The following is a 15,715-nucleotide window of genomic DNA, read 5'->3' as shown; positions in this document are numbered from 1 at the left end:
TCCCCTCTACTGCAACGTGTCCGAAGAGGCCGCGCGCAGCGTTCCCCCCGCGCTCGCGACCGCGACGACGTCGAGCGCGAGCAGATCGTCGAACGCCGCGTCGGCGGCCAGCTCGCGCACCTGGATCTGGTACCGCGGCGTGGTGCGGTAGGTGCCGCCCTGCTCGTCGCTCACCGGCACCAGGAAGCCCTGGTCGGCCAGGAACCGCAGGGCGCGCGCGACCATGCCCCGGGTGGTGTCGGCGGCCATGCGGCCGTCCTTCGTGGCCGCCGCGGCCGGGCGCCGGGCGTAGGCGCGCCACGCCTGCTCCAGCTCCGGCGCGTCGGCCAGCGGGTCGTTGTTGGCCTCGGCCTGCTGCGCGCGCTCGTCGAGCATGCGCGCGGCCTCGCGGACCATCGCGTCGACCTGCTCCACGCTCACGCGGCCGATGTAGGTGTCGTTGGCGAGGTCGTCGGGCCGCGGGTAGGCCAGCGCCGCGACGGCGAGGTGGATGAGGCCGTGGATGACCTTCTCCGTCTCGCGGCGTTCGCGGATCTTGGCCTGGCGCGCGTAGGTGTCCATCTTGATCTCGAAGATCGACTCGTCGACGGCGGCCAGCACGGCGCCCGCCTGCTGGTTGACCTGCAGCACCATCAGCCCCAGACCCGACGCGACGGCGTGCGTGAGTGCCTTGAACGCGTTGTCCTCGGCGTAGCGGCGCACCAGCTCGCCGTAGACGACGTCGCGGGCGGGCAACTGCTTCGGGCGCATGCCGAACGCGACCAGGCGCGCGGCGGCCTCGGCGTCGACGCTCGTGTGGGTCACGGGCATCAGGCGACCTCCTCGCTGTCTTCGGTGCTCTCTTCGGCGCGCTCGACCTCGGCGGTGGACAGCAGCAGGTCGGCGCCACCGAACTCGGGGTCGACGAGCAGCGTGCCGTCGTCGACGGCCAGCAGCACGTGGCGTTCCCCCTGGCGGCGCGCGGCGCCGACCTCGGGACTGTAGGCGTGCAGGGCGCGCAGCGCGACCAGGGTCGCCAGACCGGGTTGCTTCGTGCGGCGCGCGTCCTCCAGCAGGCCCGACAGGCGGCGCGGCACGTCGGGCAGGTCCAGCAGGTCGTCGGCGAGGCGCCACACGTCGTCGCCGAAGCGGTCGGTGTCCTCGGCCGGCATCAGCTCGGGCTCGGGGATCTCGCCGACGAGCTGGTCGCGCTCAGGCGCGGGGCGCAGCAGCAGCGAGACGAGCGAGGACAGCGCGGGCACCACGGGCGGCGTGATGCCCGCGACCGCGTGGAAGAAGTGCTCGGCGGGCGCGACGGCGTCGGCCAGCGGCAGGCCGAGCGTCGGGACGAGCAGCTGGCCGAACAGGTCGATCGTCGCGCGCTGCGGCGGACCGGAGAACTGCTGGCGGTCCTGCTCGGCGCGGAACACGGCGCCGGCGGCGGCCAGGCGCGACTGCAGGCGCGTGTGGCGGCGGATGCAGTCGGCGACGATGTCGACGAGCTCGGCCGCGCGCCTCTTGTGGTCGAGCTCCTCCGACTCGTCGCGCGCGGTGGTGATGTTCTTGAGGATCGCGTTCTCCGCGCGGAAGCGGGACTCGATGTGCCCGAGCGCGGAGTCGATCAGATCCGGCACCTCGAGCTCCCAGTCGACGGCGCGCACATCGCGGCGCGTGGCGTCGAGCTTGGCGCGCAGGGTCTCGCCGTACTGCACAGTGCGGTAGCGCGCCTGCTCGGCCGCGAGCTTCGCGTCGGCGAGCCGGCCGCGGTTGATCAGGTTCTCGAGCTTCACCTCGGCCGCGATCTGGGCCGACTCGACATCGGTGTCCAGCGCGCCGACGAGCACGTTGATCGCCTCGTCGGTCGCGCGCAGGTACACCTCGCCGTCGGGCGCGGCCAGCTCGACGAGCAGCTTGAAGTCGAACTGGCGGCGCTGGTACCCGCCCGGCCCCATCGAGCCGTAGACGCGCCGGAAGCCGCGGTCGGTGGTGCCGACGTTGATGAGGTTGTCCAGCACCCACTTCGCCACGCGCACGTGCTCGAACGGAGTGCGCGAGGGCGCCTGCTGCGAGATGAACGGAAGCAGCCGGTCGATGACCTGGTCGTGGCCGGCGCCGGTGTCGAAGTCCATGGCGATGGTGACCTGGTCGATCGTGTGCAGCGCGATCTCGGCCATCTGGTAGATCGTCGCGTCGGCCCAGTCGAGCTTGGCCTTGCGCGCGTCGAGGTCGTGCAGCGGCGCGGTGCACGCGAGCGCCTTCAGCCGGCGGGTCAGCCCCTCGTCAGCCAAGCCCGCGAACCCCATCTCGTCGTCTCGCACAGCAGGCCAGGCTAGTCGGACTGCTCAGGCGCCCGCACACGCGGACGGCTAGCGTGACCCACATGCGTGAGATGAGCAGGGCCGAGTGGTGGGCGTTCGCGACCGAAGGCACGCGGACGGGGATGCTGGGGATCGTTCGCGCCAACGGCGCCCCGATCGTCACGCCGATCTGGTTTCTGCTGAACGAGGGCCCCGACGGGGACGAAATCGTGTTCACCACGGGCACGGACACGCTGAAGGGCAAGGCGCTGCGCCGCGAGCCACGGCTGTCGCTGGCCGTCGACGACCAGAAGCCGCCGTATTCCTACGTGCAGTTCACGGCCGAGGCGACTCTGCACCACGACCTCGACGAGATGCTCGAATGGGCGACCCGGCTCGGCGGCCGCTACATGGGCGCGGACCAGGCCGAGGCGTACGGCAAGCGCAACGCCGTGCCGGAGGAATCGCTCGTCCGGGCGAAGATCACGAAGGTGATCGCGCGCGCGGACATCGCGGGCTGAAGTTCTCGTCTCGCTTCCTCGCGGGTCATGCCGGCGAAGAAGCGCAAACCGGTTGACCGGGCGGAGAAACTGGTCGGCGTGAGGGGTCGTTGGACGCTGGTCCTGCCCGAAAACCTCGACGGCTTCGCCTGGGCGGAGGCGGCGGACCGAGGTGTGCTGCTGCACGTCGCCCTCGACCACGCCGGGCGCCGGTTCCCGGCGATCGTCTACGACCCGTACCGGATCGTCCAGGACGCCGACCTCGTGAACGAGTCGGCGCCCTTCTACGAGCCGAACGTCGTCCTGGTGCCGGAAGTGACCAGGGAGCAGGTTGCGCGCGGCGGTGATCGCCTCGGGCGCAGCGGTGAGCGGGACTGGTTGCTGCGACTCGGCCCCGGGCCTGAGTCGGCCTGGTCGCTGGACGTGCCGGACGGCGCCGACTGGACGCGGATCGGCGAGCTCGGCACCCTGTCCGCCTCGCTGCGGTGCGGCGAACGGCGGTTCCCGGTCACCTTCCACGACCTGCGGCGGCTCGCCGAGGCGGTCGGGTGGGACGACCTCGACGACCTCGTCCACCGCCGCAAAGAGCCCCGCCCCGTCGAGTTCTTCGAGAAGAACTTCATCGTGATCCCCGCGTTGACGAAGGACGCCGCCGAGCAGGCGGTGGCGGAACTCGGCCGCCGTCGAGGGTTCGCCTGGCTGCTCGACTGATCCCCGTTGCGCGCAGGTCGATACTGGCGAGCGGTCGGTTGACGGACAGTGATCGAGCGGTCCGGTATTGACACCACCCCGTCCGGGATGGTGTCATTTCCTCCAATAGATAGGAAAGTTTCCTAACTATTAGTCTCGATCAGTCCTCGACCACACCCGGCACCTCCCCGCTCCGCCCTCCCGGCCGCACCGCCGCCGCCGGACCCCCTGCCCCACAGGGGTTCCCTCGGCGCGACGCCCCTCGGCGGCGCGCACTCGTGCCGGAACCCAGGACTGCGCCAGGGTTGACCGGAGCGGCGCCGGTCGTCCCGGCCGCGCCGGTGTCCGCGGGTGTCCACAGCGGACTGGTCACCAGCCGAAGAGCGCGGCCATCACGCGGGCGCAGCGGTCGGTCATCGCCGCGGCGGTCTCGGCGGGCCGGTCGATCCACCAGCTGATCAGCGAGTCCACGACACCGGTCCAGACGTGGGCGAGAGCCTCGACGTCCAGCGCGTCCGACGACCCGCGCGATCCCAGCAGCTGACCGGCGCCGAGGAGGGCGAACGCGTCGAGGCGTTCGCGGTAATCACCCGCCGCGGCGGCGATGTCGCCCGTCGCGGGCACCGTCGGGTCGCGCAGGAGCTTCCACGCGTAGCGGTCGTGGTCGAACGTCGCGAAGATCGCCGCCAGCACCGCGAGCGGCATGCGCTCCGGGTCGCCGCCGGCCGCCATGGTCTCGGCCACGCCTTCCGTCAGCCGGTCCCCCGCACGGTGCAGGCACGCGAGGTACAGCCCTTCCTTCGAGCCGAAGTACTGGTACAGCAGGGGTTTCGTGACGCCCACGCGGCGGGCGATCTCCACCATCGACGCGCCCGCGTACCCCGCCCGGCCGAACTCCTCGGTGCCCGCCACGAGGATCTGCGACTCGCGCTCGCCACGAGGCACACCCTTCGTCCCGACGGCCCTTGACCTTGTCACGCGGTTGAGCCTACCGTAAGTGACCCTGAGGTAAGTTACCTAAGAGTTAGTTCCGTTCGGGAGGAGACGACGTGGCCGACTTCCTGGCGCACCTGCGTGACCCGGTGCTGTACGCGATCCCGGTGTTCCTGCTGTTCGTGGCCGTCGAGGTCGTCGCGGTGCACGTGCTCGGCCACGACGACGACGTGGTCGGTTACAGCGCCGCCGACACTCGCACCAGCATGTTCATGGGCACGGTCGCGCTCGGCGTGAACGCGCTGTTCCGGCTCGTGATGCTGGTGGTCTTCGCCGTGCTCTTCGAGCTGGCGCCGGTGAAGTTCGACCCGCGCGACTGGTGGACGTGGGCGCTCATGCTGCTGGGCCAGGAGCTCGTGTTCTACGCCTACCACCGCGCGAGCCACCGCGTGCGGCTGCTGTGGGCCGGGCACCAGGTGCACCACTCCAGCGAGCACTACAACTTCTCGACGGCGCTGCGGCAGAAGTGGACCCCGTACTTCCAGCTGCCGTTCTGGTCCGTGCTGGCGCTGTGCGGGATCCCGCCGTGGATGATCCTCACCGGCCTGTCGATCGACCTCGTGTACCAGTTCTTCGTGCACACGGAGAAGGTGCGGAAGCTGCCGCGCTGGTTCGAGTACGTCTTCAACACCCCGTCGCACCACCGCGTCCACCACGGCAGCGACGCCGAGTACCTCGACGCGAACTACGGCGGGATCCTGATCGTCTGGGACCGGTTGTTCCGCAGCTTCGTCCCCGAGGGAAAGCGGCCGACGTACGGGCTGACCACGAACATCGGCACGCACAACCTGCTGAAAGTCGGGTTCCACGAGTACGGCTCGATCCTCCGCGACCTTCGTGGTGCGCAAGGTTGGCGGGACCGGGCGGGGTACGTGGTCGGCCCGCCGGGCTGGTCACCCCGCCACGAGCTTGCCGACGAGCCGGGCAAGCCCGGCCGCCGCGGCCGCGTCGTCCGCGCGGCGGCTGATCACGAACAGCGGACCGGTCCGGTCGAGGGTCACGCCGTCGCTCGTCAGTAGGTGGTACGCGGCGAGCATCGCCGCTCGGCCATTGCCGTCGGGAAACGGGTGGAAGAAGCAGACATCGAGGTACGCCCGCGCCACGCGCGCCGGCAACGGAGCCGTGCCGTGGGCGTCGGTGAGGTGCGCGTCGAACTCCGCGATGGTGGTGGGGCCGTAGCGTTCCCGGCCGCCCTTGGCGAACGCGGTGGTGGTGCGGAACGCGGCCGGTTCGCCGAGCACGAGCTCCTGCCAGCCGGCGAGGAGTTCGAACGTGAGGGGGCGGCCGGCGTCGGCCCGCACCTGAGCGAGCGCGGCCAGCAGCCGCTCGGCCCGCTGCTCGTCGCGACGGCGAACGATCGTGTCGACGAACTCGGCCACGCCATCACGGGTCCCGGTCCACGGCGTGACGTCGGGGACCTCGTCCCACGCGACGCCGGAGCGGACCGTGAGCCAGGTCCGCAGATCGTCACGCACACGGGTCGACGGCCGCGAACCGCCGCGCGAGGTCGGCGACCTCGGTGTCCTCGGGTGCAGTCCAGGACTGGAACCGGCCGCCGACGGCTTCTTCGACGAGCCTAACGTCGGCGATCCCGTGGTAGGCCAGGAACCACTGCAGCACCTGCGCACAGTGCCGGTACCACGCGTCACCCGCGCCGGTCCGGTCCACGACTTCTTCCACGAGCACCGGTACGGCCCGCTCCCACGCGGCCGGCCGCGCTTCGGGGGAACCGGCCGGGAGTGCGTGCGTGGCGAACAGCTCGGCGAGCCGCTCCAGCCAGCCGCGCCATTCGCGCAGCGCGGCGAGGGCCCGCGCCGACGTTTCGGCCGGCGTGGTCACGGAATGCGCGCCACAACACCACGAAGCGACCGGACCGCCGCCGAAATCGCCTTCGTCGCGGGCCCACGCCCAGCCACACGTCCACGGGCCGAGCTGCCGGTCGAGGGCAGCCAGCACGGCTTCGGTCCAGTCGTCGCCCGCCGCCCACGGAACCGACGCGATGATCCCGGCCGCTGTTACGGCGTCGAACGGGTGCTCGGCGGGGTCGACCTCGGCCCAGGTCAACCCCGCCGGATAGTAGTCGTACAGCGACACACGCGTGAGGATCCCGCAGTCCACTGTCGACTCGCAACCGGTTTTCGCGGGCGAATTCGGTTGCGCCGCATGATGTTCTGGAGGGGTGACCGAACCGAACCGCCCGCATCGCTGGGATCTCGTGCGCCCGGACCAGCTCGGAAGCCTGCCCGCCGGGGCGCCCGTGTTGTGGTTCCTGGACGAGCTCACGGCGTGTGCGGCGAAGGTGCTGGCGCGCAGCGAGGACGGGGATCTGTACTTCGTTGGGCGGTCCGGGGACAGCGTGTACGACCTGTTGAGTGGCGCGCTCACCGACCGGAGCCGGCTGCACCTGCTGCCGTTGTCGTTGGGGATGGTCGACAATCCCTTGCTCGGACCGATGCGGCGCGGTGAAACGGCCCAGTTGCGCGCCAACCTCGCCGAAGCCGGGCTCTCCCCCGCGGCGCTCGCGGGTGGCGGGCCGCCGGTGGTGCTCACGGACCTGGTCTCGTCCGGTGGCACGTTCGGGTCCCTGACCGGCATCCTCCGGCAATGGGCGGAAGACGAGGGAGCCGCGTGGCCGGAAGTCCGGCGGCGCCTGCGGTTCCTCGGCATCACGTTGCGCCGCGCGACGAGCCCCAAGAGCTGGCGCTGGCACCAGCACGCGGGCTGGACGGCCGGGGTGCCCGCCGGCGCCATCCGCAACGTCTCCCTCGACGCGAACACCTGGAGCTACTTCGGCAACTGGCAACCGAAACTCACGCGCTCGTTCACGCGCGAGCGCTGGGGCGCCGAGGCTGCCCGCGCGCCGCAGCACGACGACAAAGCGCGCGAAGCCCTGGCCGAAGCGCTGGCGGTCGTCGCGGCGGGACGGACGGCCGAGGTGCGGGACCGGATGGTGCGCGAGATCGTGAAGGAACCGGCGATCGCGCAGCCGTGGCTGCGCGCGCTGGTGACCGAACTCAAGCTGCCCCGGCCCCGACTCCGAACCCCGACGCCGCCGGGAACCGCCTAGGCTTCCTCGTCCTCCAGCATCTCCGGCGTCACCGCGGACTCCGTGTCCGGGATGTTCAGGTCCTTCGCCCGCTTGTCCGCCATCGCGAGCAAGCGCCGGATACGGCCGGCCACCGCGTCCTTCGTCATCTGCGGGTCGGACAGCTGGCCGAGCTCCTCCAGCGACGCCTGCCGGTTGGACAATCGCAGCTTGCCGGCCGCCAGGAGGTGGTCGGGGGCGGTGTCGCCGAGGATGTCGAGGGCGCGTTCGACACGGGCGGCCGCCGCGACGGCCGCGCGGGCCGAGCGGCGGAGGTTGGCGTCGTCGAAGTTGGCGAGGCGGTTGGCGGTGGCGCGAACCTCGCGGCGCATCCGCCGTTCCTCCCACTGCAGCACGCTCGCGTGGGCGCCGAGGCGCGTCAGCAGCGCACCGATGGCGTCCCCGTCGCGCACCACGACCCGGTCGGCGCCGCGGACCTCGCGCGACTTCGCCTGGATGCCCATGCGCCGGGCCGCGCCGACCAGAGCCAGCGCCGCTTCCGGGCCCGGGCACGTGACTTCCAGCGACGACGAGCGACCCGGTTCCGTGAGCGAACCGTGGGCGAGGAACGCGCCGCGCCACGCGGCTTCCGCGTCGGCGACCCCGCCGGACACCACGGCCGCGGGCAGTCCGCGCACCGGCCGCCCGCGCTGGTCGATCAGCCCAGTCTGGCGGGCGAGACCTTCGCCGTCCTTCACGACGCGCACGACGTACCGCGTGCCCTTGCGCAGGCCACCGCTGGCGGTGATCACGTGCACGTCGGACTGGTGGCCGTAGAGCTCGTGGATCTCCTTGCGCAGCCGCCGGGCCACCGAACCCGTGTCGAGTTCGGCCTCCACCACCACGCGGCCGGCCACGATGTGCAGCCCGCCGGCGAAGCGAAGCAGCGACGCGACCTCCGCCCGGCGTGGCCCGATCTTCGTGATCTCGAGCCTGCTCAGTTCGTCCTTCACCGCGGCGGTCATCGCCATGTACTGCCCCTCCTGCCTTCCGCTGCGCGCCCGCCGTCAGCCACGGTGCCCGCTGTGTCCCCCATCGAGGCCGAGAGCCTCTCGCATGCACCGGGCGAGCGCATCAGGATCATGCCGTCCCTCCACGACCGGGTCGGCCACCGCCCCCAAATGGGCGCGACCACCCAGCCGCTGCGCCGCCCGGCGCAGACTTGCCGGGTCCGGCACGGAATCGCGGTCCGCGATCACGGCGTCGACCCGCAGCGCGGGGGCGTGTTCGAAGAGTACGTCGAGATGCCGCTCCGGTGAGAACCCGGCAGTTTCCCCCGGCTGGGGGACAAGGTTGAGGACCACCACCTTGGTAGCCCGCGTGCGCACGAGCGCGTCGTACAGATCCGGCACGAGCACGTGCGGCAAGACGCTGGTGAACCACGAGCCCGGCCCGAGGAACACCACGTCGGCGCCGAGCACGGCCTCGATCGCCTGCGGGCAGCCCTGCGGCGGCCGCGCCTGACGCCCGACCGGGTGCAGGCTGATGCGGTGGACCTGCCCGGGTGTGCTCGCCACCGCGACCTGCCCGCGGATCCGGCGGACGGCCCCCGGATCCTCGCTGTCGAGGCCGCTCACCTCGGCCTCGATCTCCAGCGGCTCCGGCGACATCGGCAGCACGCGTCCGGAAATCCCCGTGAGGCGGCTCGCTTCGTCGAGCGCCGCCACGGGATCGCCGAGCACCTCGAACAGGCCGGCCAGCAGCAGGTTGCCCACCGCGTGGCCGGCCAGCGCGCCGTCGCCGCCGAAGCGGTGCTGGAACACCTCGGCCCACAGCGTGCCGCCGTCTTCGGCCGCGAACGCCGCGAAGGCCTGCCGCAGGTCGCCAGGCGGCAGGAGGCCCAGCTCACGCCGCAGGCGCCCGGACGAGCCCCCGTCGTCGGCGACGGTGACCACCGCCGTGACTTCCCGGGTGACCCGCCGCAACGCGGTGAGCGTCGCGTGCAGGCCGTGTCCGCCGCCGAGCGCGACCGCGCGTACGTCACTCACGGCCAAGGTCGCGGTGCACCACCTTCACAGCCATTCCGTCCTCCTTGGACAGTCGGTGCGCGAGCTCTTCCGAGATCGCGACGCTGCGATGCTTCCCGCCCGTGCAGCCGACGGCGAGCGTGAGGTACCGCTTGCCCTCGCGCTTGTAGCCGGCGCCGATCAGGCGCAGCAGCTGGTGGTAGCGGTCGAGGAACTCCTCCGCGCCTTCCTGCGACAGCACGTAGTTGCGGACCTCGCCGTCGAGCCCGGTGTGGTCGCGCAGCTCCGGGATCCAGAACGGGTTCGGCAGGAACCGCACGTCCATCACCAGGTCGGAATCCATCGGCAGGCCGTACTTGTAGCCGAACGACAGCACGGTCACGCGCGTCTGCGTGCTCGCCTCCGAGCCGAAGGCGTCCTCTATTTTCGCCCGCAGGTCGTGCACCGACAGCGCGGAGGTGTCGAGCACCAGGTCGGCTTCCTCGCGCAGCGGCGCGAGCAGCCTGCGCTCGGCGGTGATGCCGTCGGCGAGCCGGCCGTCGCCCTGCATCGGGTGGCCGCGGCGGACGGCCTCGAAGCGGCGCACCAGCACCGCGTCGGTGGCCTCCAAGAACAGCACGCGCGGCTTGTACCCGCGCGCGTCCAGGTCCTTGATCACCGAGGCCAGGTCGTCAGTGAACGCGCGCGAACGCACGTCCATCACCACAGCCACCTTGGTGATCGCGCCGCGCGCCTGCGCGCCGAGCTCGACCATGGTGGCGATCAGCTCCGGCGGCAGGTTGTCCACGACGAACCAGCCCAGGTCCTCCAGGCACTTCGCCGCGGTGGAGCGGCCCGCTCCCGAGAGGCCGCTGACGACGGCGACCTCCATCCCGGTTCCCCGGTTGTCCTCTTGCGCACTCACGATGGTTCCTTCTCCGATCACGACCCCTTGTCCCCTCCCGAGCCGGCACCGGTCTCCCCGGCCAATGCCGCCACCACGGCCTCCGCGGTGCGCCTGCCGAAGCCGGGCACCGCCTCGATCTCCTCGACCCTGGCTTGCTTGAGCTTCTTCACCGAGCCGAAGTGCTTGATCAGCGCGGTGCGCCGAGCCTGCCCCAGCCCGGGCACACTGTCCAATTCGGACGCCGACAGCCGCTTGGACCGCTTCTCCCGGTGGTAGCGGATGGCGAACCGGTGGGCCTCGTCACGCAGGCGCTGCAACAGGTACAGCGCTTCGGACGTGCGCGGCAGGATCACCGGGTCGGGGTCCGCGGGCAGCCAGACCTCCTCCAGCCGCTTCGCGAGCCCCACCACCGCGATGTCGGTGATCCCCAGCTCCGCCAGCACATCGGCCGCCGCCGTGGCCTGTGGGCCCGCGCCGTCGACCACGAGCAGGTTGGGCGGGTAGGCGAATTTGCGCGGGCGGCCCGTGTCCGGGTCGATGCCCGGGCGGGCGGGTTCGATCGCCTCGCCGTCAGCAGCGCTGTCGCCGTTCGTTTCGGCGCTGCTTTCGCCACTGATTTCGCCGGTCTCGGCCGGGCTGTCCTCGGCGGTTTCCTTGAGGTAGCGGTGGAACCGGCGGCGCACGACCTCCGCGATCGACGCGACGTCGCCCTCTTCCGCGGCCTCGCGCAACGCGAACCGGCGGTACTCGGACTTGCGCGCGAGACCGTCTTCGAAGACCACGAGCGACGCGACCACGTCGCTGCCCTGGATGTGGCTGATGTCGATGCACTCGATGCGCAGCGGCGCGCTGTCGAGCGCGAGGAAGTCCTGCAGCTCATGCAACGCCGCCGAGCGCGCGGTGAGGTCGCCGGCGCGACGCAGCTTGTGCTGGGTGAAGGCCTCCCCCGCGTTGCGCTCCACGGTTTCGGCCAGCGCCTTCTTGTCCCCGCGCTGCGCCACCCGCACGCGCACGCGCGAGCCGCGGATCGCCGAGAGCCACTCGCCGAGCGCCTCGGCGTCGGCCGGCAGCTCGGGCACGATCACCTCACGCGGCACGACCGGGCCCGCGTCGAGGCCGTCGCGCGCCGCGCGGTCGGACTCCTCGCCGTAGAACTGCGTGATGAATTGGTCGACCAGATCCGGCACGGCCATTTCCTCGGCCTTGTCGATGATCCAGCCGCGCTGCCCGCGCACGCGCCCGCCACGGACGTGGAACACCTGCACGGCCGCTTCCAGTTCGTCGTGGGCGAAGGCGACCACGTCGGCGTCGGTGCCGTCGCCGAACACCACGGCCTGCTTCTCCATCGCGCGCCGCAGGGCACCGAGGTCGTCGCGCAGCCGCGCGGCGCGTTCGAACTCGAGCTCGTCCGACGCGGCGGCCATCTCCCGTTCCAGGCGGCGGATCATCGCGTCGGTGCGGCCGGCAAGAAAATCACAGAAGTCCTCGACGATCCCGCGGTGCTCGTCGGCGCTGACCCGCCCGACGCAAGGCGCCGAGCACTTGTCGATGTAGCCGAGCAGGCAGGGCCGGCCGATCTGGCCGTGGCGCCGGAACACCCCCGCCGAGCAGGTGCGCGCCGGGAACACGCGCAGCAGCAGGTCGAGCGTCTCGCGGATGGCCCAGGCGTGGGAGTACGGGCCGAAGTAACGCACGCCCTTCTTGCGCGCGCCCCGGTACACGTGCAGGCGGGGGAACTCCTCGTTCAACGTGACCGCGAGCATCGGGTAGCTCTTGTCGTCGCGGTAGCGGACGTTGAACCGCGGGTCGAACTCCTTGATCCAGTTGTACTCGAGCTGCAGCGCCTCGACCTCGGTGGTGACCACGGTCCACTCGACGCTCGCGGCCGTGGTGACCATCTGGCGCGTGCGCGGGTGCAGGCCCATGAGGTCGGCGAAGTAGGAGTTGAGCCTGCTGCGCAGGCTCTTGGCCTTGCCGACGTAGATGACCCGCTTCGAGGCGTCGCGGAACTTGTACACGCCAGGGGCGTCCGGGATGCTCCCCGGCGAGGGACGGTAGGTGGTCGGGTCAGCCACCCACCCAGCCTATGGCGCGGCCCTGACAACTTTGCGAGCCCCCGGTGCACAGCGGCCGTCCGGTGACCGGCTAGCGGCCCGACCGCACCCTCGACCCGACGGAAGTCGGGTGATTCGGACACGCGCGACCTTCGTCGGTTCCCGGCCGGGTGACGCGCTGATTACCGTCCGTTCCAGCCGAGACCCGGCTATTCCGGTCCCCACCGAAAGGACTCCGCCTTGAGAAGCATCCGTTTCGCCGGCGCGGCCACGGCCGCAGTGGCCGCGCTGACCCTGGCCGGCGGCACCACCGCCACCGCGCAGACGAACATCGTGGGCGGCGGCACCGCGCCCGCCGTGAGCTGGGGCGCGCAGGTCTACGTCAACACCCCGGGCCGCGACTTCCAGGGCTTCAACTGCTCGGGCACGGTCGTCGCGTCGCGGTGGGTGATGACGGCCGTGCACTGCCTCGATGAAGACGGCAGCGGCATGTACGTGCGCGTGGGCACCAACACACTCTTCGGCGGCACCAAGATCGCCGTCGACCGCGAGGAGGAGTCGCCCAACGGCGACATCGCCCTCCTGCACCTCGCGCAGGCCACCTCCGCCACGCCGATCGCCCTCGGCAGCGCCGACCCGGCCACCGGCAGCACCAACCAGCTCTACGGCTGGGGCCGCACGACCCCGACCGGCCCGCCGGCTTCGGCGCTGAAGGTCACCAACGTGCAGGTCACCGGCCGCTCCACCGACGCGTACGGCGGCCGCGCGATCCAGAGCGTCGGAATCAACGGCGCCGCGTGGAAGGGCGACTCGGGCGGGCCCGAGGTGTCGAACGGCGTGCAGGTCGGCGTCGCGTCGACCGTGCAGAACCAGAGCGGCACGAACACCCGCGGCACCAACAACTACGCGAGCGTCGCCACCAGTCGCTCGTGGATCCGCAGCACTGCGGGCGTTTGAGTTAGGCCGATTCGACACAACCCGAGCGGGGGTGCGTGGCCGGGTGCCCCGGGCCACGCACCCCTATCCTGGCGGTCGTGAGGATCGCGACCTGGAACGTCAACTCGATCGTGCCGCGGCTGCCGCGCGTGCTCGACTGGCTCGAGCACTCGGGCCCCGACGTGCTGTGCCTGCAGGAGCTGAAGAACACCACCGAGGCCTTCCCGCTGGAGCCGGTTCGGGCGCTGGGCTACGAGGTCGCCGCCTACGGGCTCGGCCGCTGGAACGGCGTCGCGATCGTCTCGCGCGTCGGCATCACCGACGTCGTGCGCGGCCTCACGGGTGAGCCGCAGTTCGACGGCGCGTCGGAGGCCCGCGCCGTCGGCGCCACCTGCGGCGGCGTGCGCGTGTGGTCGGTGTACGTGCCCAACGGACGTGAGCCCGAGAACCCGCACTACGCGTACAAGCTGGAGTGGCTCGAAGCCCTGCGGACGACAGTCGCGACGGAGCTGTCGACGCTGTCCGACACGCCGTTCGCCGTGCTCGGCGACTTCAACGTCGCGCCCACCGACGCGGACGTGTGGGACCGGGCCGTGTTCGAAGGATCCACCCACGTCACCGAGCCCGAGCGCGCGGCGCTGGCCCGGCTGCGCGACCTCGGCCTTGTCGACGTCTTCCCGCGGCCGCTGAAGTACGACCACCCGTTCACTTACTGGGACTACCGCGCCGGGAACTTCCCCAACAACAAGGGGATGCGCATCGACCTCGTCTACGGCAGCAAGCCGTTCACGTCGGCCGTGCGGGATTCCTATGTGGACCGTGAGGCGCGCAAGGGCAAGGGCCCCTCGGACCACGCGCCGATCGTGGTCGACCTGGATCTCTGACGCACCAACGAAAAAAGCCGCCCGGACCACGAACGTCCGGGCGGCTCTCTCGTCTGAAGAGTCAGGAACCCGTGGCCGCCTTGTGCAGCTTGCGCAGCGCGCGCACGGCGGCGACCGCGCGATCACGGTCGACAGCCTGCACGGCCATCACGGAGAAGTACTCGTCGTCGGGCAGCTCCAGCCGGGCCCACGAAGCGCCGTCGGGGAAGCTGACCGACAGCACGTCGCTCCACAGGAACCGGCGGGTCGTGATCACGTTGCGGACCTCGATGCCGGTCGTGTCCGCGCGCACGCGGGCGTTGGCGAACAGCATCGTGCCCAGCGCCAGCAGCACGCCGATGCCGATCATCGCGACCTGGTCCGACTTCTCGAACACGACGCCGGTGTGGGAGTTGCGCAGCAGGATCGCCACGACGATGAACACGGCGAGCAGCAGCACGGCCAGCACGCTGCACATCACCAGCGCCCGCCGAGGGCGGATCACCAGCGTGGTCTCCTGCTGCTCACTCACGGCGGGGCTCACACGAATCCCCGCTCGGTCCACGGCTGGCGCAGACCGCGCAGCACGTGGGCGGAGTCGAGCGCCGCGACCGTGGCCTCGTAGCCCTTGTCTTCCTTCGAACCCGGCAGGCCGGAGCGGTCGAGCGCCTGCTGCTCGTCGTTGACCGTCAGCACGCCGTTGCCGACGGGCGTGCTCTCGTCGAGCGCCACGCGCGTGAGACCGGCGGTGACCGAGTCGCACACGTAGTCGAAGTGCGGGGTCTCGCCCCGGATCACCACGCCGAGCGCCACGACTGCGTCGTGGTGGCGGGCCAGCGCCTGCGCGACCACCGGCAGCTCGACGGCGCCGGCGACGTGCACGACGGTCGGCTCCTCCTCGAGCTCGGCCGCCTTCGCGGCCGCCAGCGCCCGCTCCAGGAGCTTTTCGGTGATGTTCGCGTTCCACCGCGTGGCCACGATGCCGAGCTTCAGCGCCTTGCAGTCGCTCAGGTCGAGCTCGAACTCGGGCCGTCCCTCACCGCTCATCGGGTGCTGTCCCCTTCTCCGCCTGGTCGGCGGCACCCACCTGTTCGTAGTGCTCCAGCTGCGCGAGGTCGTGCCCCATGCGGTCGCGCTTGGTGCGCAGGTACCGCAGGTTCTCGGGGTTGGGCGAGATGGGCAGCGGCACGCGGCCGGTGACCCGCAGGCCGTACCCCTCGAGACCGACGCGCTTGGCCGGGTTGTTCGTGAGCAGCCGCATCGACCGCACGCCGAGGTCGCACAAGATCTGCGCGCCGGTGCCGTAGTCGCGGGCGTCGGCCGGGACGCCGAGCGCGAGGTTCGCGTCGACGGTGTCCGCGCCGGCATCCTGCAGCTGGTAGGCCTGCAGCTTGTGCAGCAGCCCGATGCCGCGGCCCTCGTGGCCGCGGATGTAGAGCACGACGCCGCGGCCCTCGTCGGCCAC

The 15,715-nt window shown here is 71.4% G+C and carries 16 protein-coding genes and 2 pseudogenes; 6 read left to right on the top strand and 12 right to left on the bottom strand.

Going from position 1 to position 15,715, the window contains the following annotated elements:
• Nucleotides 1-6: 6 nt before the first annotated feature.
• Nucleotides 7-810, bottom strand: a complete 804-nt coding sequence (locus AB0383_RS19495; RefSeq protein WP_366188086.1) for a hypothetical protein — start codon at nucleotides 808-810, stop codon at nucleotides 7-9.
• Nucleotides 810-2,282: a hypothetical protein gene (locus AB0383_RS19490; RefSeq protein WP_366188320.1), complete on the bottom strand. Its 1,473-nt coding sequence runs from the start codon at nucleotides 2,280-2,282 to the stop codon at nucleotides 810-812. Before AB0383_RS19490 ends, AB0383_RS19495 begins: the two co-directional genes overlap by 1 nt.
• A gap of 77 nt (nucleotides 2,283-2,359) precedes the next feature.
• Here AB0383_RS19490 and AB0383_RS19485 point away from each other — a divergent pair, with 77 nt between their 5' ends.
• Both AB0383_RS19485 and AB0383_RS19480 read left to right on the top strand, forming a co-directional pair.
• On the top strand, nucleotides 2,360-2,797 hold the full coding sequence (locus AB0383_RS19485; protein WP_354884751.1) for a PPOX class F420-dependent oxidoreductase: 438 nt from the start codon (nucleotides 2,360-2,362) through the stop codon (nucleotides 2,795-2,797).
• A gap of 78 nt (nucleotides 2,798-2,875) precedes the next feature.
• Nucleotides 2,876-3,487: a hypothetical protein gene (locus AB0383_RS19480; protein WP_366188085.1), complete on the top strand. Its 612-nt coding sequence runs from the start codon at nucleotides 2,876-2,878 to the stop codon at nucleotides 3,485-3,487.
• Nucleotides 3,488-3,835: 348 nt separating this feature from the next.
• On the opposite strand, the gene AB0383_RS19475 is transcribed toward AB0383_RS19480, so the two are convergent.
• Nucleotides 3,836-4,444 (bottom strand): TetR/AcrR family transcriptional regulator, encoded by a 609-nt coding sequence (locus AB0383_RS19475; RefSeq protein WP_366188084.1) that lies wholly within the window; start codon nucleotides 4,442-4,444, stop codon nucleotides 3,836-3,838.
• 71 nt (nucleotides 4,445-4,515) lie between these two features.
• Here AB0383_RS19475 and AB0383_RS19470 point away from each other — a divergent pair, with 71 nt between their 5' ends.
• Nucleotides 4,516-5,478, top strand: a complete 963-nt coding sequence (locus AB0383_RS19470; RefSeq protein ID WP_366188083.1) for a sterol desaturase family protein — start codon at nucleotides 4,516-4,518, stop codon at nucleotides 5,476-5,478.
• Nucleotides 5,479-5,532: 54 nt separating this feature from the next.
• Here AB0383_RS19470 and AB0383_RS19465 read toward each other — a convergent pair.
• Together AB0383_RS19465 and AB0383_RS19460 are read right to left on the bottom strand one after the other, a co-directional pair.
• Nucleotides 5,533-5,700, bottom strand: a pseudogene (locus AB0383_RS19465) (hypothetical protein); the annotation flags it as partial.
• Between the two features lie 226 nt (nucleotides 5,701-5,926).
• Nucleotides 5,927-6,553 (bottom strand): hypothetical protein, encoded by a 627-nt coding sequence (locus AB0383_RS19460; protein WP_366188082.1) that lies wholly within the window; start codon nucleotides 6,551-6,553, stop codon nucleotides 5,927-5,929.
• An 85-nt stretch (nucleotides 6,554-6,638) separates the two neighbouring features.
• Between AB0383_RS19460 and AB0383_RS19455 the strand changes: the two genes are divergently transcribed.
• The gene (locus tag AB0383_RS19455; protein WP_366188081.1) at nucleotides 6,639-7,526 is read left to right on the top strand and encodes a hypothetical protein; all 888 of its coding nucleotides are present in this window, start codon (nucleotides 6,639-6,641) and stop codon (nucleotides 7,524-7,526) included.
• On the opposite strand, the gene whiA is transcribed toward AB0383_RS19455, so the two are convergent.
• Genes whiA through uvrC form a run of 4 tightly spaced genes read right to left on the bottom strand, consistent with a single transcriptional unit; the run spans nucleotide 7,523 to nucleotide 12,472 of the window.
• Nucleotides 7,523-8,515 carry a DNA-binding protein WhiA gene (whiA, locus tag AB0383_RS19450; protein ID WP_285968830.1) on the bottom strand — a complete coding sequence of 331 codons (993 nt, stop codon included), beginning with the start codon at nucleotides 8,513-8,515 and terminating at the stop codon, nucleotides 7,523-7,525. The two genes, AB0383_RS19455 and whiA, sit on opposite strands and share 4 nt — an antisense overlap.
• A 36-nt stretch (nucleotides 8,516-8,551) precedes the next feature.
• Nucleotides 8,552-9,538 (bottom strand): uridine diphosphate-N-acetylglucosamine-binding protein YvcK, encoded by a 987-nt coding sequence (gene yvcK, locus AB0383_RS19445; protein WP_220238488.1) that lies wholly within the window; start codon nucleotides 9,536-9,538, stop codon nucleotides 8,552-8,554.
• Nucleotides 9,525-10,382 carry an RNase adapter RapZ gene (rapZ, locus tag AB0383_RS19440; RefSeq protein WP_364185106.1) on the bottom strand — a complete coding sequence of 286 codons (858 nt, stop codon included), beginning with the start codon at nucleotides 10,380-10,382 and terminating at the stop codon, nucleotides 9,525-9,527. Before rapZ ends, yvcK begins: the two co-directional genes overlap by 14 nt.
• 50 nt (nucleotides 10,383-10,432) lie before the next feature.
• A complete protein-coding gene (gene uvrC, locus AB0383_RS19435; protein ID WP_366188080.1) occupies nucleotides 10,433-12,472 on the bottom strand; it encodes an excinuclease ABC subunit UvrC in 2,040 nt (679 codons plus the stop codon).
• 219 nt (nucleotides 12,473-12,691) lie between these two features.
• Between uvrC and AB0383_RS19430 the strand changes: the two genes are divergently transcribed.
• On the top strand, nucleotides 12,692-13,408 hold the full coding sequence (locus AB0383_RS19430; protein ID WP_366188079.1) for a trypsin-like serine protease: 717 nt from the start codon (nucleotides 12,692-12,694) through the stop codon (nucleotides 13,406-13,408).
• A 77-nt stretch (nucleotides 13,409-13,485) separates the two neighbouring features.
• Complete coding sequence (locus AB0383_RS19425) at nucleotides 13,486-14,271, top strand: exodeoxyribonuclease III (protein WP_364184874.1); 786 nt, start codon at nucleotides 13,486-13,488, stop codon at nucleotides 14,269-14,271.
• Between the two features lie 61 nt (nucleotides 14,272-14,332).
• Here the strand turns inward: AB0383_RS19425 and AB0383_RS19420 are convergent, their stop codons facing one another.
• The 3 genes and pseudogenes from AB0383_RS19420 to AB0383_RS19410 all read right to left on the bottom strand — a co-directional run.
• Nucleotides 14,333-14,728, bottom strand: coding sequence for a PH domain-containing protein (locus AB0383_RS19420; protein ID WP_364185104.1), 396 nt, complete (start codon nucleotides 14,726-14,728; stop codon nucleotides 14,333-14,335).
• Nucleotides 14,729-14,790: 62 nt separating this feature from the next.
• Nucleotides 14,791-15,297 (bottom strand): 6,7-dimethyl-8-ribityllumazine synthase, encoded by a 507-nt coding sequence (gene ribH, locus AB0383_RS19415; protein WP_220238484.1) that lies wholly within the window; start codon nucleotides 15,295-15,297, stop codon nucleotides 14,791-14,793.
• Nucleotides 15,287-15,715: pseudogene (locus tag AB0383_RS19410) on the bottom strand (bifunctional 3,4-dihydroxy-2-butanone-4-phosphate synthase/GTP cyclohydrolase II); the annotation flags it as partial. The gene ribH and the pseudogene AB0383_RS19410, both read right to left, overlap by 11 nt.

Origin of the sequence: Amycolatopsis sp. NPDC051373, from assembly GCF_040689465.1 — a bacterium.
Classification (GTDB): Bacteria; Actinomycetota; Actinomycetes; order Mycobacteriales; family Pseudonocardiaceae; genus Amycolatopsis.
Note: the sequence above shows the minus strand (reverse complement) of the source record. Positions and strands in the feature narration are given on the sequence as shown.

What these genes read in the sequence shown, in the direction of transcription:
- AB0383_RS19495 (WP_366188086.1), bottom strand. Translation starts at nt 810, where the DNA reads ATGCCCGTGACCCACACGAGCGTCGACGCCGAGGCCGCCGCGCGCCTG.
- AB0383_RS19490 (WP_366188320.1), bottom strand. Translation starts at nt 2,282, where the DNA reads ATGGGGTTCGCGGGCTTGGCTGACGAGGGGCTGACCCGCCGGCTGAAG.
- AB0383_RS19485 (WP_354884751.1), top strand. Translation starts at nt 2,360, where the DNA reads ATGCGTGAGATGAGCAGGGCCGAGTGGTGGGCGTTCGCGACCGAAGGC.
- whiA (WP_285968830.1), bottom strand. Translation starts at nt 8,515, where the DNA reads ATGGCGATGACCGCCGCGGTGAAGGACGAACTGAGCAGGCTCGAGATC.
- rapZ (WP_364185106.1), bottom strand. Translation starts at nt 10,382, where the DNA reads ATGGAGGTCGCCGTCGTCAGCGGCCTCTCGGGAGCGGGCCGCTCCACC.
- AB0383_RS19420 (WP_364185104.1), bottom strand. Translation starts at nt 14,728, where the DNA reads ATGTGCAGCGTGCTGGCCGTGCTGCTGCTCGCCGTGTTCATCGTCGTG.
- ribH (WP_220238484.1), bottom strand. Translation starts at nt 15,297, where the DNA reads ATGAGCGGTGAGGGACGGCCCGAGTTCGAGCTCGACCTGAGCGACTGC.